The following is a 26534-nucleotide window of genomic DNA, read 5'->3' as shown; positions in this document are numbered from 1 at the left end:
TAAAGATATTCTATTATGCCGAAAAGAACGTTTCAACCATCAAAAAGAAAGAGAAAAAATAAACACGGTTTTAGAGAGCGTATGGCTTCTGTAAACGGAAGAAAAGTTTTAGCTAGAAGAAGAGCTAAAGGTAGAAAAAAACTTACTGTTTCTTCTGAATTGAGACATAAAAAATAATGATTATAGATATCATAAAATAATAAGGTGTTACTTTTTTAAAGTAACACCTTTTTTTTGACTATACCGTAGCAAACTACGATTTTTAAAATTACACCCAACACAGTAAAAATTAGTTACAATGCCAAAAAGAGAAGACATTAAATCCATTTTATTAATAGGTTCTGGACCAATAGTAATAGGACAAGCGTGCGAGTTTGATTATTCAGGATCACAAGCATTACGTTCTTTACGTGAAGATGGTATAGAGACAATCTTAATTAATAGCAACCCTGCTACAATTATGACAGATCCAACAATGGCGGATCATGTGTACTTAAAACCATTAACTACAAAATCTATTATCGAAATCTTAAAAAAGCACCCTAACATAGATGCTGTTTTGCCAACAATGGGTGGGCAAACTGCATTAAATTTATGTATAGAGGCCGATGAAAAGGGAATCTGGGAAGATTTTGATGTTGAGATTATTGGTGTAGATATTGACGCTATTAATATCACAGAAGATCGTGAAAAATTTAGAGAGTTAATGTTAAAAATTGGTGTTGGTATGGCACCGCAAGCAACTGCAACTTCTTTTTTAAAGGGTAAAGAAATAGCACAAGAATTTGGTTTTCCATTAGTAATTAGAGCTTCTTACACCTTGGGTGGGGCAGGAGCTTCTATAGTGTATAAGCCAGAAGATTTTGATGAATTACTTAGTGTAGGGTTAGAAATTTCTCCTATACATGAAGTAATGATAGATAAGGCTCTATTAGGCTGGAAAGAATACGAGTTAGAGTTGTTACGTGATAAAAATGACAACGTAGTAATTATTTGTGCTATAGAAAATATGGATCCTATGGGGATACATACAGGAGATTCTATAACCGTAGCTCCAGCAATGACACTTTCTGATAAAACGTATCAGAAAATGAGAGATATGGCTATACATATGATGCGTAGTATTGGTGATTTTGCAGGTGGATGTAATGTGCAATTTGCTGTTAGTCCAGATGAAAAAGAAGATATTATTGCAATAGAAATTAACCCAAGGGTATCTAGATCTTCGGCATTAGCATCTAAAGCAACCGGGTATCCAATTGCAAAAATAGCTTCTAAATTAGCTATTGGTTACAACTTAGATGAGTTAGATAATCAAATTACAAAATCTACATCTGCTTTATTTGAGCCTACTTTAGATTACGTTATTGTAAAAATACCACGTTGGAACTTTGATAAGTTTGAGGGATCTGACAGAACTTTAGGTTTACAGATGAAATCTGTAGGTGAAGTTATGGGTATAGGACGTTCTTTTCAAGAAGCATTGCATAAAGCAACACAATCATTAGAAATTAAACGTAATGGTTTAGGAGCAGATGGTAAAGGATATAAAGATTACGATCAAATTATACAAAAACTAACTGTGCCAAGTTGGGATAGGGTTTTTGTAATATACGATGCAATACAATTGGGTATTCCATTGAGTAGAATTCATGAAATTACTAAAATAGATATGTGGTTCTTACGTCAGTATGAAGAATTACATCACCTAGAAAAAGAAATTTCTAAATATACAGTAGAGAGTTTACCAAGAGAGTTGTTGTTAGAAGCTAAACAAAAAGGTTTTGCAGATAGGCAAATCGCACATATGCTAGACTGTTACGAGAGTGAAGTACATACCAAACGTTCTGCTCAGGGCATTAACAGAGTATTTAAACTAGTAGATACTTGTGCTGCAGAGTTTAAAGCAATGACACCATATTACTATTCTACTTTTGAAGCAGAAATAGAAACACCAGATGGTAAGCGCTATGTACAAAATGATAGTGTTGTTACCGATAAAAAGAAAATTGTTGTACTTGGTTCTGGACCAAACAGAATAGGGCAAGGTATAGAATTTGATTATTGTTGTGTGCACGGTGTTTTAGCAGCTGCAGAGTGTGGTTATGAAACAATTATGATTAACTGTAACCCAGAAACGGTTTCTACCGATTTTGATACTGCAGATAAATTATACTTTGAGCCTGTTTTTTGGGAACACATTTATGATATTATTCAGCATGAGAAACCAGAAGGTGTAATTGTACAGCTAGGTGGACAAACAGCATTGAAGCTAGCTGAAAAATTATCTAAATACGGTATAAAAATATTAGGAACTAGTTTTGAGTCTCTAGATTTAGCTGAAGACAGAGGAAATTTCTCTAAAATGTTATTAGAAAATAATATTCCTTTTCCAAAATATGGTATAGCAGAAACTGCTGATGAGGCATTGACACTAGCAGACGAATTAGATTTTCCTTTGTTAGTTAGGCCATCTTACGTATTAGGAGGTCAGGGAATGAAAATTGTAATTAACAAAGCAGAGTTAGAGGAGCACGTTGTTAACCTATTAAAATCTATACCAGGTAATAAGCTATTATTAGATCATTATTTAGATGGAGCAATAGAAGCAGAAGCAGATGCAATTTGTGATGGCGAAGATGTTTACATAATTGGTATTATGGAGCATATAGAGCCATGTGGTGTGCATTCTGGAGATTCTAATGCTACATTGCCTCCTTTTAACTTAGGGGAGTTTGTAATGCAGCAAATAAAAGATCATACTAAAAAAATTGCTTTAGCGCTTAATACGGTTGGTTTAATAAACATACAATTTGCTATTAAAGATGATATGGTTTACATTATAGAAGCTAACCCTAGAGCGTCTAGAACGGTACCTTTTATAGCAAAAGCATACAAAGAGCCTTACGTTAATTATGCTACTAAAGTAATGTTAGGAGATAAAAAAGTAAAAGACTTTAATTTTAACCCTCAGTTAGAAGGTTTTGCAATTAAGCAACCAGTATTCTCTTTTAATAAGTTTCCTAATGTAAATAAAAACTTAGGTCCAGAGATGAAGAGTACAGGAGAAAGTATTTTATTTATAGATAGTTTAAAAGACGATGATTTTTATAACTTATATGCAAGACGTAAAATGTATTTAAGTAAATAAGCAATAGATTTAATTATAAAAAATCCCTATTAGATTTATTCTAATAGGGATTTTTTTTTAATCATAAATAAACCCCAACAGGGAGAGGAAAAATTCCTCGTCCCAAAGTGGGGTTAGTGTTGCATTTTTAATACTGTATGCTTTTTAATTATTTAAAGGAAGTATTTTGTAGATAGACTTTTCTCCTTTAGTAATTGTTTTAGCTAGTGTTTCAAAAGATTCTTTTTCTGGGTCATCAGCATTCCAGTCTTTACGTCCTTTATCAAAATCTTCATAATAAGTATCCCAATTGTCATATTTAGTTTTGGCAATAGCTAATACATCTGCTAAAATAGCTGTAGATTCTTCTTTTGTTAAAAAGTTTGCAGAGTAGCCCATTGCTACATTGTTAGTAATTCTAGCATAATCCCAAGACTTGTATGCGTAATCTCTTGTTTTTAAATCTTCTAAAGTTTCTAATAAAGATTCTTTACTAGTTATACCCCAAGCATTTTTTAATACTCTTTTTGCACCAGAGCTATCAGATTTTTCAAAAGGAAATTCAAATATTTCTTTGTAGCCAACAACTAACTCCTCATTTGTAGAGTAACCAGCATTGGTCATCATAGATTCTACATCACTAGATCCACCATATCCGTGAATAAAATAAATACCACCAAGCATAAAACTACTTAGTTTTTCATCTTTTAATTCGGTTTTTGTTCCACAAGAGACAATACTTAATAGTATTACAGTGCACAATGCAAACAATTTAAATTGTTTTGTATTTTTCATAATAAATAGTTGTTTGGTATCTATATTATAACTTAATAGGATACTTATTTTTATGCTAAAATACAGTCTAAGTTTAGTGTAACTTTCTCTAAATATATATCCGCTCTAAATTAACTTATATTCGTTTAGATTTGAGCCTTTTTGTGTTGCTTTAGTATGTATTTAATGTAAAACGGTATATTATGGTGTTAATCTAATTTTACTTATTGATTAAGTAAGCGTTCTACAAAGTCATTTTTACGACGTGCAGAAACAGGTATTTTTTCTCCAGATTTTAGAAAAATATAACCGTTTTTATCATATTTGTCTATAAAACTTAAATTTACAACATATGATTGATGCGTACGCATAAAGTTTTTTTCAGGAAACTGATTTTCAAATTCCTTTATTGGTTTAGATGCTATATAAGATTTACCATCACTTAAATAAAAGGTAGTGTAACCTTTGTCTGATTTGCAATGTGTTAAATACCTAAACTCAATTACCTGTAGGCCTTCTTGTAAACGTAAAACTAACTTTTCTTTTTTACGTTCTAGCATTTCACTTTTTACAATTTCTAATTGTTCATTAGCTATTTCTACATTACTATCTATGGCCTTATCAATAGCGGCTTCTAACTCATCTATATCTACAGGTTTTAAAATATAATCTACCGCTCCGTTTTTTAGTGCTTGCAAAGCATACTGTTCATACGCAGTAATAAAAATAACATTGTAACTTAAATTTGTAGTTTGCTCTAAAAAATCAAACGCATTACCATCTAATAGATTAATGTCTAAAAAAATAAGATCTGGTTTACAAGCGTTAGCAACAACTACAGCTTCTTTTACAGATTCGCATTCACCTAAAATGGTAACTTCTTTATCTAGAGAGGTTATCATTGCCAATAATCCTTTTCTAATATATAATTCGTCTTCTACAATTAAAGCTTTAAGCATCTTCTTTTTCTATTTTGTAAGGCAAAGTAAGTGTTACTATTGTACCTTGTTCATTAAATTGTGACCTGTCTTCTATGGTTAAGCCTGTTTCTACTCTTAACTCTTTAGACATAATTTTTAAACGTTCTGCAGATATTTGAGTAGATACTGATTTTTTACTTTTCCTTTTATTAGTACTTGTTTTATTTATACCTAAGCCATTATCTATAATAATACAGCTAAGTTTAGAATCTTTAAAGTGAATTAAAATTGATATTTCTGCATTTTCAAAATTATTATTAAATCCGTGCTCAATAGCATTTTCTACAAAAGGCTGCATTAACATTGGAGGTATAGAAATGATAGATGTATCTATATTTTCATCAATATTTAAAGTATACTTAAAACTATTTTCTCTACTCATATTTTGCAAATCAATATAGTTCTGTAATGCCTGTAACTCTTCTTTTAATGACACAAGTTTTTCTCTAGAGTTTTCTAAAATTATACGTAATAGTTTAGAGAATTTAGATAAGTAAATAATGGCTTTTTTATCTTCTTTATTTAATATCATTCCTTGTATAACAGACAAGCTATTAAATATAAAATGCGGAGTCATTTGTGAACGTAACAACCTTTGTTCTGTTTGTATTTGTACGTGTGCATTTATAATGTTACGGTATTTAAAAATAAATAACACAGCAAACAATACTACAACTAGTATAACAAGTATAAAAGCGCCCCAAATTTTTTGTTTTTCGGCTAAAGCTAATCTGTTATCTATAATTTTAACTTGTTTTTTTAGAGTAGTTTCTCTGGTGTTGGCAAATTCTAATTGTTTAGATGATGTTTCTAAGGCTTTTATTTTTTCACTAATTTTTTGCTTAAAAATAGCTTCGTTTAAACTTTCAATTCTAGCTAAATAAGTTACAGCTTTTTCTACATTATTTTGATTTTTATACATTAAAAAGTAGTGAGAATAGATACTTTTTTGGTTGTAAAGTGATGTATTGTCAGATATAGAAGTAACGGCAGAGTCTAAATATACTTCTGCTTCTTTATATTTTTCTTGTTTTAAATATGCAAAACCAATATTAGAATAGTGTACACTACGGTTATTTTTTGATTTTTTTATAGACTTTTTTAAATAAACAATTGCTTCATCCCATTTTTCTAAACCCATTAAAGTTAGAGCATAGTTATTGGTAAATAGTGAAAGCTTCCTATACTTTGGTAGTGTTATGTTGTTATAAATATCATGAGCTTTTTTGTATTGGTTATTATGGTAATACATCATCCCCCATTTAAAACACAGTTTTTGAAACTCAATGGAATCTTTTTCTCTAAAAACAGGAGCTACTTTTTCACAATATTCAATTCCTTTTGTAATATCATTTAAGTCAATAAGGTTTTCTGCCATTAAATTAAAAGCTCTAACCAAATTGGTAGTATCTTTTAGTTTCATAGCTTTTTCTGTCATTTTATTAGAAAAAACCAAGCCATTAGAATACTGTCTGGTTCTTCCGTAGGACTTTGTTATATAAAATAACTCATCTAAATTAAGTTCTTTAAACTCACTTTTTTTGGTAAGTGTATCTATAACAGCTTCAAATTCTCTGGCTTCAAAAAGCTCTTTTGGAGATTGTTGAGCTTTTAAACCCGTATATATCAGGGAGCACAACAAAAATGTTATAATAAACTTTAACTTATTCATAAAATGGTAGGCTGTTACTTTTTCTTTAAGTGATAAAAATAGAATTAATTTTTAGATACTATTAGATTAATAATGGTGTTTTTGGTTTGATGTTCATTTAATTGTAAACTTCCTGTTCTATGTTACTTTTTTTGTATGCCTTAACAGCAAAAAATATAAATACCAGTGTAATAACACTTCCAAGAATTAGACTATTGGTAGCTCCTAAAGACTCAGAAATTGATATCAATATTTTTTTTAAACCTCTTCTAGATCCAGATACAGCAACATTTTCACCAGCTTCTAATTTTAGGGCACTATCATATAAAGCAAAAGTTAGTAATGCCGCAACCAAACTGTATAAAGCTGGTTTAACCCAAGCTTTAGTTTTTTTCTGAACTTTGTTTTTAGATAAATTTGTTTTAGAAACTAATGTATTTAAGGTGTTTTGGTATTCTTCCTCTGATGTAAAATCTAAATACGCTTTTTCATTTTTCCCTTTTTCTATAAAAAAGACCTGAAAGCCCATATCTTCCTTAAAAGGAACAATTTTTATAATATCTGTATATGTAAAAGTATGTTGCGTGTTAAGTAGCCCTTTTTTATCTGAGTCTAGCTCAGTATTAAAAGCTTCTAACGTTTTATAGTCTTCATCAGAGAGTCTAACTTTAGATTCTGTAAGTAATATATTTTTAATGTACGTAGCCTTTGTATTAATTATAAACTGTTGCATAAAATTTAATCTTTTAATTTAAGATAAATGTATATGTTACCATTTACATATGTAAACGCTAGTTTATATTTGCTAGGTTTTAGCGCATATTTGTAAAGCTTACTTTAATAGTATCTTTACGTTTTCTTTTTCTAAAGAGTCTAAAAAATCTTCTATTTTAAAGTTTGATGATTCAAACGTATTACTTCTTTTAAAAGCCTGTTCTTTACGTCTAATACTACGTGCAAACCTACGTATACCTTGTTTATCTTCTACTAAAAGTCCTGGAACCACTAAGCTTTTACCATCTTCATCTTTTGCAACCATTGTAAAGTATGATGAGTTGCAATGTTTTTTTACACCAGTGGTAATATTTTCAGATTCTACCCTAACGCCAACAACCATAGAGGTTCTTCCTGTGTAGTTTATAGATGCTTTTAGAGTTACCAATTCGCCAACCTCTATAGGATTTAAAAAATCTACTCTGTTAACAGATGCTGTAACACAGTAACTCCTAGAGTGTTTAGATGCACAAGCAAAAGCAATTTGATCCATAAGGTTTAAAATGTAACCACCGTGTACTTTGCCGCCAAAATTAGAGTGCGCAGGTAACATTAATTCAGTTATAGAAACTTTAGATTCGTTTACAGTTTTAAATTCGCTCATATATTTAGTTTCTAACGTGTGGAGATTGTTCTTTTGTTACCTCTGTAATAAAATATTTAGTATCACCCAACCAAGCAAAAGTAGCATAGCGTTCTACATAAGTTACTTTTACATAGTTACCTTGGTAGTCTTTTAGTTTCTCTATAATATCTGTGTCTTTGTCTAAAACCGAAAAAGAAAATATTTGTGCTCCAGAAATACCTTGACTAATTTCTCCTTCCCAAGTTTTTACAATTACACCTTTGTGGCTAAATTTAATTAACTCACCAGATCTGTAACCTTCACTAATTGGTACATAGTAGATAAATGCATATATGGCTGCAAATGCAGCAATTATAATTAATATGGTAATTGCTAAAGCTTTTTTCATTAGGTAAAGTTATATGGTTATTGTGTGTTTAATTATTTAAGATCTTCGTGATTATCAAGAGCACGTTTTAATATAGGCTCTGGAATAGATTTTTTTGCTTTTGCGCCCATTTTTTTAAGCTTTTCTATAGATGTAATAATGTTCCCACGGCCTTCTACCAATTTGTTCATAGCCCCTTTGTATTCATTTTTAGCCTCATCCATTTTTTTGCCAACTTTGGTTAAGTCACCAACAAAACCTTCAAACTTATCATATAAAGCACCAGCTTGTCTGGCTATTTCTATGGCATTACGCTGTTGCTTTTCATTATTCCACATAGTATCTATAGTACGCAGTGTAGCTAATAAGGTAGCAGGTGTAACAATTACTATATTCTGCTCAAAAGCTTTGTTGTAAAGGTTGTTATCGTTATTAATAGCAACGGCAAAAGCAGGCTCTATAGGAACAAAAAGCAAGACAAAATCTGGGCTTTCCATTTCGTATAAATCTTCATACTTTTTGGCAGACAGTTGGTCTACGTGCTTACGTAAAGAAAGGATGTGTTCTTTTAAAAACTTCTCTTTTTCGGTTTCGTCATCAGCATTTACAAAACGCTCATAGGCAGTTAATGATACTTTAGAATCTACCACCATTTTTTTATTATCTGGTAAATTTATTATAACATCTGGTAATACTCTAGACCCATCTTCTCTGGTAAAACTCTGTTGTACGCTATACTCTCTGTCTTTTTCTAATCCAGATTTTTCTAGCACACGTTCTAATACCAATTCTCCCCAATTACCTTGCATTTTACTATCACCCTTTAAGGCTTTAGTTAAGTTTTCTGCTTCTTGAGTAATTTTAAGGTTCTGACTTTGTAAGTTTAATAGCTGTTCTTTTAAGGCAGAATGTATACTAATATTTTCTTTTTGACTTTCATCCACTTTTTTCTCAAACAATAGAATTTTTTCCTGTAGTGGATGTAAAATATTTTTGATGTTTACCTGATTCTGCTCTGTGAACTTGGTGCTTTTTTCATCTAAAATTTTATTTGCTAAGTTTTCAAATTCCTTAGTAAATTTTTCTTGAAGCTGTTCTACTTCTTGTTTTTGCTCTGTATTTTTAAGCTGAAGATTTTCTAAATCTGCTTGGTACCTAGTAATTTGGTTACTGAGTTGTTCTTTTTCTTCGCGTAACGTATTTTTTTCGTCCTCTAAAGAGACAACTTTATTTTCTAAAGTTGTTAAATTCTGATTTAGAATAGATTCTCTTTCTAATATAGCACTTTGGCTAGATTTTGTTTTTAGGTTCTGAATGTAGTTTCCTAAAAAGTAACCAGCAACAAGGCATATAACTGCAACTAAAAAGTATATCAAAAAATCGGTCATAAGGTGTATAGTGTCTATAAAAAAGTAAAGATAAAGGTTTTGTTTGTTGTTTTCTTTAAAGCCTAATAGAAGTAATTAACATCTAATGGCAAAAAAGTTATTTTCAGTTTTATAAAGTGTTTGTTAAGAAACTAAACAACCTTAAAGCTAGCGGTATTTTCATCAAAAACTATAGTGTCTTTGGGAAACAGCGCATTAAACTTTTTAGCAGCTATTAAATCTTTTGGTGTTCCAAAATGACTAGTGTTTTTATCTAGAATTAAAATTTTATCGCACAATTGCAAAGCAACTTCAATTTCGTGGGTTGTAAATAATATTGTCTTTTTGGTTTTGTGGGCTATATTTTTTAATAGTTTTAAAATAGTTGCCTTGTGATACAAATCTAGATGAGATGTTGGTTCGTCTAATAAAATAATAGAGGTGTCTTGTGCCAACGCTCTTGCAATCATTACTTTTTGTAATTGTCCGTCACTAAGTTCGTAACATTTTTTATGTTGCAATTCTTCAATTTGTACTAAAGAAATGGCCTCTGTAATTTTATCTTTGTCAGTATTTGTAAGCGTACCAATCCAATTAGTGTATGGTTGTCTTCCTAAAGCAATAACTTCTAAAACAGTTAAGTTTTTAGAGGCTATTTTCTCTGTTAACACAACACTTATTTTAGCAGCTAAATGCTCGGGTTTATAGTCGCTAATTTCTATATTATCTATAGAAATACTACCATTAAGTTTAGGTTGTACCTTACCTAAAGTACGTAGCAAAGTAGACTTTCCTATACCATTTACACCAACAATAGCCGTTAACTCTCCTTTTTGTAAAGCAAAATTAATATCCTTAGAAATAACATTTTGTTGTTTCTTAGAGCTGTAACCTATGCTTAGGCTTGTTACTTTTAGGGCTATATGTTGTTGTTCTTTTTTGATGTTTTTTATTTTAAATAATAGACTAGATTAAAGTTATGGAGGAAAATAATTTTTCAGTTAAAAATTAAATATTCTTTTCAATATAATTATTGAAACTTTTAAATGGAATAATAGATTCAATTTTAGAGATGGACTTTAGTTTATGTACTAAAGCAAATAAGCAAACTGTAATTAAAGCTGCAAATACAATTGCTATTTTTGTGGTTCCCATATCAATTATTGGTAATAAAATAATATTAGGAACGTATATGTAATCTGAAAGTTGATTTTCAATAATATGAGCAGAGTAAAAAGAATATCCAAAAATTAAACTTACAATCAAAACTGCAAACATTTGTGATTTAGCGTATATGAATACATTTGGTTTTTTACTTTTATATTCGGCATTATGAATATCACTTTTTAAATAGCTAAATACCTCTTTTTTTATTTTTTCGTCTTTAATAACTATTTCTTCTTCGGATTCTTTTCCATAATAAATTGAAATTTTGTTTTTACCTTCTTGTGTTTCAATTTTTTTAATATATGAATAAGGGATACTAAAAATCGCTTTTAAAAATGAAAAATCAGTAGTTTCAGAATTTAACTTAGATATATCTTTATCATTTGGATTACCAATAAATATACAACTGTCTTTTATTAAAATAAGTTTATTGTATTTAGCATTTTCTTGCTTCCAAAATTTAAACATAGTTTTTGAATTTTTGCTAAAATACCATTTTCTTTTTACGTATTAACAACCAAATTACTACAGGCGCACCAACAATAGATGTAATAGCGTTTATAGGTAATACATAAGCGCTAGATGGTAATTGCGCAATAGTATCGCACAGGAGCATTAAAATGGCTCCGTAAAGTAGTACTGCTGGTATTAGTGTTTTATGATTTGTAGTATTAAATACTTGTCTGGTTAAATGTGGTACAGCCAAACCTATAAAAGCAATAGGACCCGCAAAAGCAGTAATACCACCAGCTAATAAACCTGTTGCTACAATAATTAAAAAACGTTGTTTTTTAATATGTACTCCTAGACTACGCGCATAGTTTTCGCCCAATAAAAAAGCATTTAAAGATTTTATGGTAAAAATACTTATAATGATTCCTGTACCAACTATAGCTCCTAGCAAACCTAATTGTGACCAAGATAAATTACCAAGGCTACCAAAAGACCAATAAATATACTGTTGTAATTGTTCTGCATCTGTAAAATATGACAACACACTAACAATTGCAGCGGTAATGCTACCAAACATTAAACCAATAATTAAAAGTGCCATAGTGTCTTTTACCTTAGCGGCAACAATCATTACCGCTAATAAAACAAAAAAACTGCCTGTGCTAGACGCTATAGCTAAAGTTACATTACTTACAACGCCAAATGTAAAAACACCAGAAAGTAGGGAAGCTCCCATAATTAAAATAGCAGCACCTAAACTAGCACCAGAACTAATACCCAAAACAAAAGGTCCTGCAAGCGGATTTCTAAACAATGTTTGCATTAACAAACCACTTAATGCCAGGCCACTACCAGTTAATATGGCGGTTATTGCTTTTGGTATTCTGTAGTTCCTAATAATATAGCCCCAAGATTCTTTTTGCAAATCGCCTCCAAAAATAGCACTCATAGTATCTGTAAAAGGTATGGTAACAGACCCAAAACTAATGCTAATGCAAAAACATATTACAAGTAAAACAAGTAATAGTATAAATGCTAATGTGTATTTTTTTTGATGCAACACGTTATTGTAGAGGTTTAAAAAATGTAGTCTTATAGTCTGGTAAAACGTCTGGATGAAAAATAGAAATTAGGTCTTTTAAAACCAAGTCTGGCCTGTTAGGAGCAAGCTCAAAAAACAAGACACCGCCAGTTTCTCCTTTAACTAAAGTAATAGTATATATTTTTTTATTCTTATACGCATCAAACTGAGTATAATGCGCACTAGATTCTGCAACTTCTTTATAACTAGAGTTGCTAGATGGTGATATCCAAAAATCGGCTTTGCCAGCTTTATCAAAAACACTTTCTATACTTAAACCAACACCACCAGTTTCTTGCAAATCACTCCACAAATAATTAGCGTTTGCATCTTTTAAAAACTGAGCCATCCAGCTTTTTCCGCCAGCCACGTGCCATAAATCTTTATACAAGCCACCAGTTAAAACACTTGGTCTGTTAGTTGCCTTTTTTGCTAATGCTTTGGCATCATTATAGTTGGTTTCAATAGTTTTAAAAATTGAATCGGCTTTAGCCTCTGCATTAAAAAACGGAGCAAAAAACTTAATCCATTCTGCTTTGCCAAGCGGAGTTTCCTCTGTCCAATCGCCATTAAAAACAACAGGAATATTAGAGCGTTGCAAAGTACTGTATGTTTTATTGTTGTTATCTATGCCAAAACCAACAACAACATCTGGATTTAATGCAATAACCATTTCTGTGTTTAAAGATTGATTAACGCCTAATTCTTCAATTTCTCCCTCTTTAATTAATGTTCTGGCAGTAGTAGAAGAGATGTAGTCTGTGTTAGGAAAACCAACTAATTTATCTAAAACACCAAGAGACTCTAATGCCGGTATGTGTGTTGTAGATGTTACAACTAGCTTCTGTACAGGAACAGTTACAATAGCGTCATAATCATCTTTATTCAAGGTAATTGTGGCTGCTTTATCTTTAGGAATTAAGGCATATGTAAAAGCAGATTCTGCTTTTGGCCAAGGAGAGGTAATTTTTAAAATAGTAACACCATTTGCCTGCTTTTCTATGCTAAAACCTTTTGCGTAACTAAGGTCTGCTTTAGTTGGTTTTGCTGTAGTTGTAGGTAATGGTTGTTGTGTTTTTTCTTTGCAAGAAGCAAGTATTAAAAAACAACTAAAAAGGGCAATTTTTAAAATTTTCATCGATAGCGAATTAAAGTCCAAAAGTAGTGTAATTTAAATTTGAATAAAAAAATTGAGTAAAAAGGATTACTTTTGCGCCGAATTTTGGTTCTACTATATAGCGTAGTAAGATTAAAAGGGAATTTGGTGCAAATCCAAAACTGTTCCCGCAACTGTAAGCTTAGTTTACCAAGGGTAAATGCTTTTTGTAACTACAGATCCACTGTCTTGTATTTTATTAAGATGGGAAGGAGAGCAAAAAGACGCAAGTCAGGAGACCTGCCATATTCAAAACAACTAATGTTAAACTTTCGGGATAAAAGTTTACGTATGGGTACAGACATACGCAGAAATTAATATAATTTCTACTCCCGTTTTTATTAATGAAACACAAAAATGAACAAAAAAATTATTGGTTTATGTGCGGCTGTATTGGCTAGTGCAACTGTTGTGGCACAACAGGAACAAGAAGAACAAAAGGTTCAAAAATTAGATGAAGTTGTAGTAAGTGATTCTCGTTTTGAATTGAAAAGAGAAAACTCTGGTAAAACAGTTATTAAAATTACAGCGGAAGAGTTAAAAAGAAATCAAGGTAAAACGGTAGCAGAAATTATAAACGCAAAAAGTGGATTTTCTATTGCAGGTAGTACAAGTAGGCAAGGTACTGTTTTAGGTGTATTTGCGCGTGGTGGTAGAGGAAGACAAGTATTGGTTATTGTAGATGGTGTTAGGGTGTCAGACCCATCTTCAGTAGGGCAAGAGTACGATTTAAGATTACTTACCGCAGCAAATATAGAGTCTATAGAAATTATTAAAGGAGCGGCAAGTACACTTTACGGTACAAATGCAGCAACCGCAGTAATTAATATTACTACTAAAAAAGCAGCTAAAGATGCTATTTCTGGTAATTTTCAGGCAAGTGTTGGTACAAACCAAACAGCAGTAGATCAAAATTTTGATGTTAATGATTTTGCCAATAGTGCGCGTATAAGTGGTACTTTAGATAAGTTTACATATAAAGTTGGTTTTTCTAATAGATATTCTGATGGGTTATCTGCTATAGTTACTCCAGAGAATGAAAAAGATGATTTCTCTAACTACAGCACAGATGTAAATTTAGGATATGCTTTTTCTGATAAATTTTCTGTGAATGTTTATGGTAACCAAACAAAAAATAGTGGTGAGTATGATGAGTCTTTTGGAATGTTAGATGCTCCTTATTCTTTTGTTAGTGATCAAAAAAGAGCAGGCTTATCATCAACTTATAAATATAATAAAGGTTCTGTTGTTGTTAATGGTGCTTACAGTGAGTACAGCTCAGAAAACAAATCTGCTTTTCCTAGTGCTTATGAAGGCAAAAACATAGTAGTAGACGTATACAACAAGTACAATTTTAATGATGCTTTTTATACTGTTTTAGGATTAAATTATATTAATGATGAAACTGAATATGCAGAAGTACAAGATTTTTCTATTGTAGATCCATACGCTAATGTTGTATATGTATCAGATTTTGGATTAAACTTAAATGTTGGTGCTCGTTTAAATAACCATTCTGAGTATGGTTCTAATTTTGTTTACAACGTTAACCCATCTTATGTCATTAAAAACACAAATGGTTATGTTAAACTGATGGGTTCTTATGCAACATCTTACATTACACCAAGCTTAAACCAGTTATTTGGTAACTTTGGAGCTAATCCAGATTTAGATCCAGAAGAAGACCGTACAATTGAGGGTGGTTTAGAATATGCAGTAAATGACAAATTAAGAGTTAGTGCTTTATATTTTAATAGAAAGGAAGAAAATTTTGTTTTTTACGGAGCAACAGGTTATGACAATGCAGAAAATACAATTGAAGCAAAAGGGGTAGAAGTAGAGTTAGATTATACACCAGTTAACGCTTTAAATATTGGAGCAAATTATACATTTACAGAAAGAGAAGGTGATGCAGGTATACGTTTACCAAAACATAAAGTAAATGCTTTTGCAAACTACAATTTTTCAGACCGTACAAACGCATCTTTAAATTACACAATGGTAGGTAATAGATCAGATTCTGATTTTGCAACTTTCCCAGCTACAAATGTAAACCTACACGCTTACACGCTTTTAGATTTATACATCTCGCATACACTTATAAATAACAAATTAACTGTATTTGCTAATGCAAGTAACTTGTTAAATGAAGAGTATACAGAAATATTAGGTTTTACAACAAAAGGAGCTAACGTAAGGTTAGGGTTAAACCTTACTTTATAAATTAGATGTAATACAATATAAAAAAGGCTCACTATTTAGTGAGCCTTTTTGTTTTTAATACCGAGTTATTGAAGCTAAACTATTTACTAGTAGGCTTAATATCATTTGGCATTATATACATTTCTGAACTAAACTTAGGGTATGTAACACCTTTTGTAACTTTAGCAGCGTTTGTATCTTTTTGTAAATCAAATTTACCAGCTGTACCAAGCATATCATCTAAAGCAGCACGTAGTAAAGCTTCTGTGGTATCACCAAAAGGTTTTATGTTTTTGTAATATTGGTATTCTTTAATTTCTACATCAGGTACAAAACCATCTCCATAATCATTATTTCCTTCTTTGTTAAAAATTTGAAAAACAATTGGTTGCATTCCAATAGTATGCTTACTACTTCTGTTATTTGTATCTGTGTACGGTTCTGTGTTAGAGTTGCCAGGAGCATCTACAACTGTAATAGAGCCTTCATTTTTACCCTTTGTTTTTTCGCCAATAACTGTAACTGGTATATAAGGCCTAAGGCCGTTTATAATCATTTCACTAGCAGAAGCTGTTTTTTCTGTACCTAAAACATAAAGTCTTGTAATACCAGTTAACCTATTCATATCTGTTGCCCCTGTGTATGCGCCAGTAGTTTTATCATATAAAAAAACATCTTCAAAAAATGGATACGTGCTACTATTGGCTGCATCTCTTTTTGCATTGTACTTTAACTCTGCAAAAATTTCACCATTAACAGTATTTGTTTCCGCAGTAGCCTCACCGTAAATCATACTAGCTAATAGTGCAGATGTCAATACAGAACCACCACCATTGTATCTAAAATCTAAAATAAGTTCATTAACGCCAGCAGCTTTTAATTCTCCAAAAGCATCGTTTAATTCTCCGTTGTAAGATCCTTTAAATCCTTCATAAACAATATACCCAATTTTGCGTCCGCCTTCTTCAATAACACTAGTATGGTGTACAGGGTTTATAGATAAGGTTGCAGATGTAATTGATTTTTCTTCAGTTGGTGTTATTACGTCAGTCTCAGAAACAGTAGCTAAACCTAAAGTTACACTTTCTTGAGTGTACAGTTTATTTACATTAGTAATAGATTGACTTGTTAATTTGCCTTCTTCATTAATAGTTAAATCTCCACCATCAAATGTAGAAATGATATCTCCTCTCTTTAATCCTGCAGCCTCAGCAGGTGAACCAGCCGCAACAGATCCAATAACTTGTACTACTTTATTAGTTGTACCAACTCTTACTAAAGGCCCCCTAGTAATACCGTAAGTAGTACTAATACCATTAAAACTAGCTAATTGCTCTGCAACATCATCAATATACCAAGAGAAATCATCTTTTTCATCGTATTTTAAAGCCTTAAATAAATCTTCAGGAGTGCTGTAGTTATTTAAATAAGAGTAAAAGGCATCTTGGTCGTCATCTTTAGTGTCTGCTAAAGCAGTAACATCTGGTTGCCAATAGTACCAGTGGTTTAATCCTTTCCAGATAAACTCGTTTATTTCATTATTTAAAGTTATTGCTTTTGGTGTTTCTCCTCCGTCATCATCATTTTTATCACAGGATGCTAAAAATAAAAACAACCCAGATAATAGAATTACTGTTTTTTTCATAATAGTTATTTATTTAGTGTAAGAACATAGCTAGTCGCAACTATTGTTCCATAATTTTACACATATATTAAGTATATGTTACATACGTTATATATAGTGTGTCGGTTTACAATGCTGTAAATTACTGACATCTTTTACAAAAAAAAATTTTTTTGTAACAAAAATCATTCTATGTCGTCTTGCTTATATAAACCTAGTAATAGTGTTTGTAACAACAACCAAACTAAAAAATGAAACAATCAGAATTTCTAAATGTAGTATTACCTTTTAAAGATAAGCTCTTTAGGTTAGCTAAGAGATTGCTTGTTTCTACAGAGGAAGCAGAAGATGCCACCCAAGAAATACTATTAAAATTATGGTCTAAAAACGACCGAATGAAAGAGTATTCTAATGTAGAGGCCTTTGCTATGACAATGACAAAAAACTTTTGTCTAGACCGTTTAAAGTCTAAACAAGCAAGTAATTTAAAGTTGGTACATAGTAATTATACAGATAGTAATTCTTCTTTACAACGCCAAGTAGAAGCGCAAGACAGTGTTAATTGGGTAGAAAAAATAATGGAGAGTTTGCCAGAGCAGCAAAAAATGGCACTGCAGTTAAGAGATGTAGAGCAGTACAGTTTTGACGAAATTGGAAAATTACTAGAAATGACACCAGCAGCAGTTAGAGTTGCATTGTCAAGAGCAAGAAAAACAGTGAGACAAAAATTAATGGAAAAACATAATTATGGAATTGCATAATATTGAAAAATTATTAGAAAAGTATTTTGAGGCTACCACAACGGTTGCCGAGGAAGAAGCAATTAAAGCCTATTTTTTAAAGGGTGATGTTGCTCCGCATTTACAAGAGTACACAGCAATGTTTACTTATTTTTCTAACGCCAAAGAAGAAACTTTTACCAAGCAGGTACCATTAAAACCTAGAAAAAGAAATTATAAATGGTTATCCGTAGCAGCAGTAGCAGTTTTAGCATTAGGCATATATTTTGGTAATGATTACCGTGAGCAAAAAGAAGCTGAATACGTTTTACAAGAAACTGAAAAAGCATTTAGCCTTATAGCTCAAAACTTAAACAAAGGCACCGAAAAACTGGTTTACCTTAACAAATTTGAAGAAGCAACAAACAAGATTTACAAAACAAATTAAAAATTAAATTATGAAAAAATTATTAATTATAGCAGTACTAACTGCACTACCATTTACAGGGTTTTCACAGTCAATTTTTGACAAGTTCGAGGATTTAGATAACGTATCATCTGTTATTGTAAATAAAAGTATGTTTAATCTATTAACAAAGATAGATGTAGACGTAGATGATAAAGATACCCAAGACTTTATTGATATAGGAAAAAGTATAAGTAGCTTAAAAGTTTTTATTACAGAAGATAAAGCTATTGGAGCAGATATGCTTACCACAATGAAATCTTACTTAAAAACAGCATCTTTAGAGGAGCTAATGCGTGTAAAAGATAAAGACGCTAATATTAAGTTTTATATTAAAAGTGGTAAAGATGAAGATCACGTAAGCGAACTTTTAATGTTTGTAAGTGATGTAAAAGGTGCTAAAATAGATAATCGTAAAATAGAAACCGTTCTAGTATCTATTACTGGAGATATAGATTTAAATAAAATAGGTTCATTAACAAGTAAAATGGGCTTACCAGAACAATTAAACGAAGTTAAAAAGTAATAACATTTACAATCATCAAGGCTAAAAAAATAGCCTTGATGATTTACACAACTAAATAACAATCAATATGAAAAATAGTATAAAATATATAGCAGCAGCATTAACCTTGTTGGTTACATTAGGCTCTTGTTCTTCTAGTCAAAGTTTACAAGAATATTATGTAGATAGTAATGAAAACGAAAACTTTATTTCTTTTGATATTCCTACAAGTATATTAAATATCGCATCGGCAGATTTATCTCCAGAAGAGAAAAAAGCAGTAGAGTCTATTAAAAAAGTAAATGTTTTAGCATTTAATAAAACTACAGATAATGTAGCGTCATATAAAGTAGAGAAAACAAAAGTAAACTCAATTTTATCTAATAAAAAATACACTCAGTTAATGAAAATTAACTCTAAAATGGCAAAAGGTGTAGTTAAGTTTACAGGAGAAGAAGATGCTATAGACGAGGTAATTGTTTATGGGTATAAAGACGATAAAGGTTTTGCCTTAATACGTGTAGTAGGTGATAATATGAATCCTGCTTATTTAGGTAAATTTATTAGTGCTATGGAAAAGTCTAATGTAGATGAAGGAGCATTTAAAGACCTAGGTAAGTTGCTTAAAAGTTAATATTAATACCTTTTTATTTTGTTACAAACCCTGTTTAACATTGTTAAGCAGGGTTTTTTATTAAAAAAAGCATTTATGTTAGTAATTGTTAATCTAGATTTATTTTTATGTTAGATACATTTTATATCTTGTACCCAACATTAACTATTTAAACATTAACAATTATGGAGAATCCAGAAAAATGGATGAATTTAGCAATCGAGAAAGTAATGGATTATGGCCCAAAAATTATTATGGCTATAATTATTTATCTTGTTGGTTCGTGGCTTATTAAGAAACTAGTAGGTGTAGTTAGAAAAGTAATGTCTAAAGGCAATTACGATGAATCTTTGCAAAAGTTTTTACTAAACCTAGTAAGCTGGGGATTAAAAATCTTTTTAATCATTACAGTTATTTCTACACTAGGAGTAGAGACTACAAGTTTAGCAGCCGTTATTGCAGCAGCAGGTTTAGCTATTGGTTTAGCATTACAAGGCTCTTTAGGTAATTTTGCAGGAGGCGTTTTAATTATGATTTTTAAGCCTTACAAAATTGGAGACTTAGTAGAGGCGCAAGGTGTATTAGGTTCTGTAAAAGAGATTGAAATTTTTACAACTAAATTAATTACACCACAAAACAAATTAGCAATAGTACCAAATGGTGCAATGGCTAACGGTAACATTATTAATTATACTGCAGAAGGTAAAATGAGAGTAGATACTACTGTTGGTATTGGTTACGGTGAAGATATGAAAAAAGCAAAACAAGTGCTTTTAGAAATGTTACAAGCTAACCCTAAAGTATTAAAAGACCCAGCACCATCTGTAAATGTAGAGGAATTAGCAGATAGCTCTGTAAACCTAGCAGTGCGTCCTTTTTGTAAGCCAGAGGATTACTGGGATGTATATTTTGCAACTATTGAAGGCTCTAAAATAGCGTTAGATAATGCTAAAATTGAAATTCCTTACCCACACGAAGTACAAATTAACAAATAAGACAATTTGTTTTTTAATATATAAAGACCGCTATATGCAGTCTTTTTTTTGTTCAAATTTAAAAGAACAAAAACAGTAGATAATGTTATCAACAATTAATAGTAATCGTTAATAATAAGTTAATATTAGAGCACTTTTTTTGGTTTTATTTAGTAGTAGTTTTATGGGGAATAAACCTATATAAAAAATGATGAAAAATTACCTTAAAGTATTCGTTTCCATTGGAATGCTACTTTTGACAGCCTTAGGCTACTGTCAAGTGCCAGCCTATTACAACGGAACAGATGTTACCCAAACAGGTGGTAACTTAAAAACCGACTTATCAAACTTAGTTACAACAACACAAAATACTGTACTAAGTTACACACCAGGCGTGTGGGAAGCTTTAAAACAAACAGACTTAGATCCGGCAAACTCTAATAATGTATTGTTAGTTTATGGTTATAATTATGCAGATGGTAACACAACTACAGACCGTACTAGAAGTAAAAACAGAAATGGTGGTGGTGTTGGCGATTGGAACAGAGAACACGTTTTTCCAAAGTCATTAGGAAATCCTAATCTAGGAACGTCGGGTCCGGGATCAGATGCTCACCATTTAAGATCATCAGACGTGCAGTTTAATTCATTACGTAATAACCATCCATTTGGTGCTGGTAGTGGTAATGCAGGTTTAATGAGCGGTAACAATTGGTATCCAGGAGATGAGTGGAAAGGTGATGTTGCTAGAATGATATTGTATATGTACATACGTTACGGCAACCAATGTTTACCAACAGCAGTAGGTACAGGTGCAACTACGTATAGTGCAGATGTTCCAGATATTTTTTTAGAGTGGAATGCACAAGATCCGGTTTCTCAAGTTGAAATTAACAGAAATGTATTGTTAGAAGGTATACAAGGAAATAGAAACCCTTTTATAGATAATCCTGCTTTTGCAACTGCTATTTGGGGAGGACCACAAGCAGAAAACAGATTTAACAATACAAGTTCAGATACAGAAGCTCCAACTGCACCTTTAAATTTGGTTGCAGCAAATACAACAGAAACAGAGACACTATTAAGTTGGGATGCTGCTACAGATAATGTAGGTGTTACAGCGTATCAAATTTTTAATGGAACTACTTTAGCAGGTGTTGTTAGCGGTACATCATACCAAGTAACAAACTTAGTAGCTAACACCTCTTATGCGTTTGCAGTAAAAGCAATAGACGCAGCAGGCAACACATCTGTAAATAGTAATACGGCTTCTGTTACAACTTTAGAGGGTACAGTAGTTACACCACCAACAGGAGATTATATTGTTTTTCAAGGATATGAGAGCACTGCTACAGATAACTGGAACTATACAGCATCACCAAATAATTGCAATGATGGTGGTAGTGATGTTTGGGATGTGGTTACAAGTGTAGGATCAATAAGCACACCAAGTACAGGTGCTAATTTTTTTGGAATTAGAGATTTAGAAGGTAATTGTGGTACAGCAGATGGCGGTACATTAACTTTTGATGCTGTAGATGTTTCTGCTTTTACAGACGTGAGTTTATCATTTGCAGTAAATGTTGTTGGTTATGATGTTACTAATGGCGATACAATTAGCTATGAAATTTTTCACGATGGTACATCTCAAGGGGTACAAGTTGTAACAGTTGGTAGTCCGTATAGCACTACAGGTTGGGAGCAAATTACAGCTTTAGTTCCTAATACGGTTTCTTCAGTAAGTTTGCAGTTATTTGTAAAACAAAACGGAGGAAGTGATTATGCAGGTTTTGATGATGTTCGTTTGGAAGGAACTTCTTCTACACCAGTAACTCCATCAATCTTAATAAATGAAATAGATGCAGACACACCAGGTACAGATACACAAGAATTTGTAGAGTTGTTTGATGGTGGAACAGGAAATACTTCTTTAGATGGCCTTGTTATGGTTCTTTATAATGGCTCTAACAACTTAAGCTATGCAGCTTATGATTTGGATGGATACGCTACAGACGCTAATGGTTATTTTGTAATAGGTAATGTAGATGTGCCAAACGTAAGTTTAGTTATGCCAAGTAACGGATTACAAAATGGTGCAGATGCAGTTGTAATATATACTGGTGATGCTTCAGATTTTTCAAACGGATCTGAAATCTCAACAGATAATATAGTTGATGCTGTTGTGTATGATACTAACGATAGTGACGATGCAGAGTTGTTAGTGTTGTTAAACGCTGGTGAAGCTCAGGTAAATGAGGGCGGAGCAGGAGATAAAGACAATCATTCTTCTCAACGTATATTAAACGGAGCAGGAGGAGCACAAAACACTTCTACTTTTGCACAAGAAGCACCAACACCAGGAGCTGCAAACGGAGAGGTTGTAGTTGTACCACCAGCAGAAGCATCAATATTAATAAATGAGTTAGATGCAGATACAGCAGGTACAGATACGCAAGAGTTTGTAGAACTGTTTGATGGTGGAGCAGGAAATACTGCTTTAGATGGTAAAGTGTTGGTTTTTTATAATGGCTCTAACAACCAGAGTTACGCAGCTTATGATTTAGACGGATACACAACTAATGCAAACGGATATTTTGTAGTTGGTAACGCAGATGTACCAAATGTAAATATTGTAATACCAAGTAACGGATTACAAAACGGTGCAGATGCTGTTGCTTTATATACTGGTGATGCTACAGATTTTCCAAACAATTCAGAAATAAGTACAACAAACCTTTTAGATGCTTTAGTGTATGATACTAACGATAGTGATGATGATGAGTTGTTGGTATTGTTAAACGCAGGTGAGGCACAAATAAATGAAGATGGCTCTGGTGATAAAGATGCACATTCTTTACAACGTTACACTAATGGTTCTGGAGTTGCATTAAGCACTGCTACTTATGTACAGGCTTTACCAACACCAGGAACATCTAACACAAATGCTACTGAGCCAATTACCTTAGTTATTAATGAGGTAGATGCAGATACCGCAGGTACAGATACACAAGAGTTTGTAGAGTTGTTTGACGGTGGTAAGGGTAATACAGCTTTAGATGGTTTTGTTTTAGTACACTACAACGGTTCTAACAACCAGAGTTATGCGGCTTATGATTTAGATGGATACGCAACTAATGCAGAAGGTTATTTTGTAATGGGTAATGTAGATGTGCCAAATGTAAGCTTAGTTATACCTAGTAATGGTTTGCAAAATGGTGCAGATGCAGTTGCTTTATATGCAGGTAATGCATCAGACTTTAGTAATGCGACTGTAACCACAAATGGTTTAATAGATGCTTTGGTGTATGATACTAACGATAATGATGCTACAGAATTATTAGTTCTTTTAAACCCAGGTGAAGCTCAAATTAACGAAGATGAATTAGGAAATAAAGACGGACATTCATCACAACGTTTCCCAAACGGACAAGGCGGAGCAAGAAACACAACAACGTATACACAAGCTATACCGTCTCCAGGTACAGAAAACGGAGCTGTTATTCCACCACCAGCAGTTATTAGTATTGCAGATGCAAGGAATGTTGCAGATGGTGAAGTTGTTACTGTAACAGGAGTATTAACCGTTGCAGATGCTTTTGCTGGTTCTGCTTATATACAAGATACAACAGGAGCAATTGCTATTTTTGATGAGTTGGTACACGGAGATGGTGTTTTTACGGTAGGTGATTCTATTACTGTAACAGGTAAAAGATCTGCTTTTAATGATCAATTACAAATAGCAACAGTTACCAATGTAGAAAATAATGGTATACCTACAAATACAATAGAGCCAGTAACTATTACTTTGGCAGAGTTGGCTAATCATCCAGCAGAATTAGTAAAAGTTATTAATCCTACTTTTCCTAAGCCAGGAGATATATTGTTCGGAAATTCTAACTACACTATAACAGATGCATCTGGTAACGGATCTTTAAGAATAGATAACGATGTAGAAGCTATAGTTGGTTTAGGTCAGCCTAATATATGTACAGAAATAACAGGTGTAGTTGGTCGTTTTTATGAAAATTACCAGTTACTACCAAGATCTGCAGAAGATATGCCTTGTGCAGGAGAATATGTGCCACCAACAATTCCTGTGCAAATAGGAAAAGACAAAACATTAGATGTTGTGGCTTGGAATATAGAGTGGTTTGGAGATGAAGCAAACTCGCCAGCAGCTGGCAACCCAATGTCTGATGCAATACAGAAAGACAGTACAAAGTCTATAATTAAAAAATTAAACGCAGATATTTATGCTGTAGAAGAAATTGCAGATGAGGTTTTATTTGCTCAAATGGTAAGTGAACTCCCTGGTTACGACTATGTACTTTCACCGGCAGTTTCTAGACCTAACGATTCAGGTGTTAGTCAAAAATTAGGATTTATTTACAATACGTCAACTGTAAATGTAGTAGACACAAAAGTATTGTTACAAACTATTCATCCATTATACAATGGTGGAGATGATTCTGCTTTGGTAAATTATCCAAGTACAACAGACCGTTTTTATGCTAGTGGACGTTTACCATTTTTAATGACGGCAGATGTTACTATTAATGGTACTACAGAGCAAATAAATGTGGTAGCATTGCACGCAAGAGCTAACAGTGGTACAGATGCACAAGGTAGATATGATATGCGTAAGTATGATGTTGAGGTATTAAAAGATACTTTAGATGTACAATATGCAGATAAAAAACTTATTCTATTAGGTGATTATAATGATGATGTAGATACAACAGTTGCAGATATTACAACAACTACAACATCTAGTTTTAATGCTTATGCAACAGATGAGGTTAATTATAATATAGTTTCAAAAACATTAAGTAATCAGGATTTTAGATCGTATGTTTTTAGAGAAAATATGATAGATCATATTACTATTACAAACGAGTTAAATGACAACTATATAGCAGAATCTGTACGTGTACATTATGAGTTTTATGATAGTGATTACCCAAACACAGTATCAGATCACTTTCCGGTATCTGCGCGTTTTCAGTTAAAGGGCCTAGAACTAGTAAGTATATCTACAACAAATGTTACTTGTGGTTCTGCTACAGATGGTACTGCTACAGTAGTTGTAGAAGGTGGTGCAAAACCATATTCATATGACTGGAGTAATGGTGACACTACTGAAGTAGCAACAAACTTAGAAGCTGGTACGCACAGTGTAATTGTTACAGATGCTTTAGGAAATGAGGTTACTGAAGAATTTAGTATTACAGCACCAGAGGCAATAACGGTTTCTGTTTCTGACGACACTAAAGTTTACTTAGGTTTTGACTCTTGTACTACACTAAGTGTTAGTAATATTGAAGGTGGTGTAGCTCCTTATAGTTACGAATGGAGTAACGGAGAAACTACACAAGACATAAAAGCGTGTCCTGAGGCTACAACAACATATATTGTAACTGTTACAGATGCTAATGGATGTTCTGTTACTGCAGATGTTACAGTAGAAGTAGAAGATGTAAGGTGTGGTAATGCGTACAGGCCAGGAGTTGAGGTTTGCTACAGAGGAAAATCGTACTGTATGTCTAAATGGGCAGCAGCAGTTTTTATAAAGTATTACGGAGCAACACTAGGTGCTTGTGATGCAGTAGAGCAGGTATCTATTACAAATTTAAGATTGTATCCAAATCCCTTCAGAAACTATTTAAATATTCAATTAAATAGTAATATAGAAACTAGAGCAGACTTTGTTATCTATAACTTTTATGGTAGAAAAGTCTTTAGTTCACAAGAAAAGCTTAGAGCAGGCAAATCTAACTTAACGTACAACTTAAGTTATTTAAGACGCGGAAAATACTTTTTAAAAGTAAGAGTAAATGGTATAACGCAAAAAGCAAGGTTGCTTATTAAGCGTTAAGCAAATAGTTAAGAAATATAAAAACCCATCAATTTAAATATTGATGGGTTTTTGCTTCATATAAGTTATT

21 protein-coding genes and 1 riboswitch are annotated in these 26534 nt (G+C 32.2%); of the genes, 9 read left to right on the top strand and 12 right to left on the bottom strand.

Going from position 1 to position 26534, the window contains the following annotated elements:
• The first annotated feature begins 15 nt into the window (after positions 1–15).
• Together rpmH and carB are read left to right on the top strand one after the other, a co-directional pair.
• Positions 16–177 (top strand): 50S ribosomal protein L34, encoded by a 162-nt coding sequence (gene rpmH / locus Q4487_RS13110; protein ID WP_013619748.1) that lies wholly within the window; start codon positions 16–18, stop codon positions 175–177.
• Between the two features lie 121 nt (positions 178–298).
• Positions 299–3151, top strand: a complete 2853-nt coding sequence (gene carB, locus Q4487_RS13105) for a carbamoyl-phosphate synthase large subunit (protein ID WP_303543540.1) — start codon at positions 299–301, stop codon at positions 3149–3151.
• Positions 3152–3295: 144 nt separating this feature from the next.
• On the opposite strand, the gene Q4487_RS13100 is transcribed toward carB, so the two are convergent.
• The 11 genes from Q4487_RS13100 to Q4487_RS13050 form a co-directional block, all read right to left on the bottom strand.
• Positions 3296–3925, bottom strand: coding sequence for a DUF1266 domain-containing protein (locus tag Q4487_RS13100; protein ID WP_100895484.1), 630 nt, complete (start codon positions 3923–3925; stop codon positions 3296–3298).
• A 203-nt stretch (positions 3926–4128) separates the two neighbouring features.
• Positions 4129–4863 carry a LytTR family DNA-binding domain-containing protein gene (locus Q4487_RS13095; RefSeq protein ID WP_100895485.1) on the bottom strand — a complete coding sequence of 245 codons (735 nt, stop codon included), beginning with the start codon at positions 4861–4863 and terminating at the stop codon, positions 4129–4131.
• Positions 4856–6556 carry a histidine kinase gene (locus Q4487_RS13090; protein ID WP_303543546.1) on the bottom strand — a complete coding sequence of 567 codons (1701 nt, stop codon included), beginning with the start codon at positions 6554–6556 and terminating at the stop codon, positions 4856–4858. The genes Q4487_RS13095 and Q4487_RS13090 overlap by 8 nt, the downstream gene beginning before the upstream one ends.
• Positions 6557–6653: 97 nt before the next feature.
• Positions 6654–7268, bottom strand: coding sequence for a hypothetical protein (locus tag Q4487_RS13085; protein WP_303543548.1), 615 nt, complete (start codon positions 7266–7268; stop codon positions 6654–6656).
• 99 nt (positions 7269–7367) lie between these two features.
• The gene (locus Q4487_RS13080) at positions 7368–7913 is read right to left on the bottom strand and encodes an acyl-CoA thioesterase (protein WP_303543550.1); all 546 of its coding nucleotides are present in this window, start codon (positions 7911–7913) and stop codon (positions 7368–7370) included.
• Positions 7914–7917: 4 nt separating this feature from the next.
• Positions 7918–8283: a 6-phosphogluconate dehydrogenase gene (locus Q4487_RS13075; protein WP_100895489.1), complete on the bottom strand. Its 366-nt coding sequence runs from the start codon at positions 8281–8283 to the stop codon at positions 7918–7920.
• 32 nt (positions 8284–8315) lie between these two features.
• Positions 8316–9650 (bottom strand): DNA recombination protein RmuC, encoded by a 1335-nt coding sequence (gene rmuC, locus Q4487_RS13070; RefSeq protein WP_303543553.1) that lies wholly within the window; start codon positions 9648–9650, stop codon positions 8316–8318.
• A gap of 131 nt (positions 9651–9781) precedes the next feature.
• On the bottom strand, positions 9782–10480 hold the full coding sequence (locus tag Q4487_RS13065; protein ID WP_368411508.1) for an ABC transporter ATP-binding protein: 699 nt from the start codon (positions 10478–10480) through the stop codon (positions 9782–9784).
• A gap of 157 nt (positions 10481–10637) precedes the next feature.
• On the bottom strand, positions 10638–11264 hold the full coding sequence (locus Q4487_RS13060) for a hypothetical protein (protein ID WP_303543555.1): 627 nt from the start codon (positions 11262–11264) through the stop codon (positions 10638–10640).
• Between the two features lie 16 nt (positions 11265–11280).
• Positions 11281–12312, bottom strand: coding sequence for an iron ABC transporter permease (locus Q4487_RS13055; protein WP_303543557.1), 1032 nt, complete (start codon positions 12310–12312; stop codon positions 11281–11283).
• 1 nt (position 12313) lies between these two features.
• Complete coding sequence (locus tag Q4487_RS13050; RefSeq protein WP_303543558.1) at positions 12314–13468, bottom strand: ABC transporter substrate-binding protein; 1155 nt, start codon at positions 13466–13468, stop codon at positions 12314–12316.
• Positions 13469–13536: 68 nt separating this feature from the next.
• Positions 13537–13749: riboswitch (cobalamin riboswitch) on the top strand.
• A 94-nt stretch (positions 13750–13843) separates the two neighbouring features.
• On the opposite strand from Q4487_RS13050, the gene Q4487_RS13045 reads away from it, so the two are divergent.
• Complete coding sequence (locus Q4487_RS13045; RefSeq protein WP_100895494.1) at positions 13844–15709, top strand: TonB-dependent siderophore receptor; 1866 nt, start codon at positions 13844–13846, stop codon at positions 15707–15709.
• Positions 15710–15788: 79 nt separating this feature from the next.
• Here the strand turns inward: Q4487_RS13045 and Q4487_RS13040 are convergent, their stop codons facing one another.
• The gene (locus Q4487_RS13040) at positions 15789–17333 is read right to left on the bottom strand and encodes a S41 family peptidase (RefSeq protein WP_303543561.1); all 1545 of its coding nucleotides are present in this window, start codon (positions 17331–17333) and stop codon (positions 15789–15791) included.
• Between the two features lie 230 nt (positions 17334–17563).
• Between Q4487_RS13040 and Q4487_RS13035 the strand changes: the two genes are divergently transcribed.
• The 6 genes from Q4487_RS13035 to Q4487_RS13010 all read left to right on the top strand — a co-directional run bounded on the left by Q4487_RS13035 (position 17564) and on the right by Q4487_RS13010 (position 26464).
• Complete coding sequence (locus tag Q4487_RS13035; protein ID WP_100895496.1) at positions 17564–18073, top strand: RNA polymerase sigma factor; 510 nt, start codon at positions 17564–17566, stop codon at positions 18071–18073.
• Positions 18060–18479 (top strand): hypothetical protein, encoded by a 420-nt coding sequence (locus Q4487_RS13030; RefSeq protein WP_100895497.1) that lies wholly within the window; start codon positions 18060–18062, stop codon positions 18477–18479. Before Q4487_RS13035 ends, Q4487_RS13030 begins: the two co-directional genes overlap by 14 nt.
• A 10-nt stretch (positions 18480–18489) precedes the next feature.
• Positions 18490–19023: a DUF4252 domain-containing protein gene (locus tag Q4487_RS13025; RefSeq protein WP_013619732.1), complete on the top strand. Its 534-nt coding sequence runs from the start codon at positions 18490–18492 to the stop codon at positions 19021–19023.
• A gap of 67 nt (positions 19024–19090) precedes the next feature.
• On the top strand, positions 19091–19636 hold the full coding sequence (locus Q4487_RS13020) for a DUF4252 domain-containing protein (protein ID WP_100895498.1): 546 nt from the start codon (positions 19091–19093) through the stop codon (positions 19634–19636).
• A 164-nt stretch (positions 19637–19800) separates the two neighbouring features.
• On the top strand, positions 19801–20610 hold the full coding sequence (locus Q4487_RS13015) for a mechanosensitive ion channel family protein (RefSeq protein ID WP_100895499.1): 810 nt from the start codon (positions 19801–19803) through the stop codon (positions 20608–20610).
• Positions 20611–20797: 187 nt separating this feature from the next.
• A complete protein-coding gene (locus tag Q4487_RS13010; RefSeq protein ID WP_303543566.1) occupies positions 20798–26464 on the top strand; it encodes an endonuclease in 5667 nt (1888 codons plus the stop codon).
• The last annotated feature ends 70 nt before the right edge of the window (positions 26465–26534 follow it).

It is taken from the genome of Cellulophaga sp. 3_MG-2023 (assembly GCF_030546975.1).
GTDB lineage: Bacteria > Bacteroidota > Bacteroidia > Flavobacteriales > Flavobacteriaceae > Cellulophaga.
This window is presented reverse-complemented; position numbering and strand designations above follow the sequence as displayed.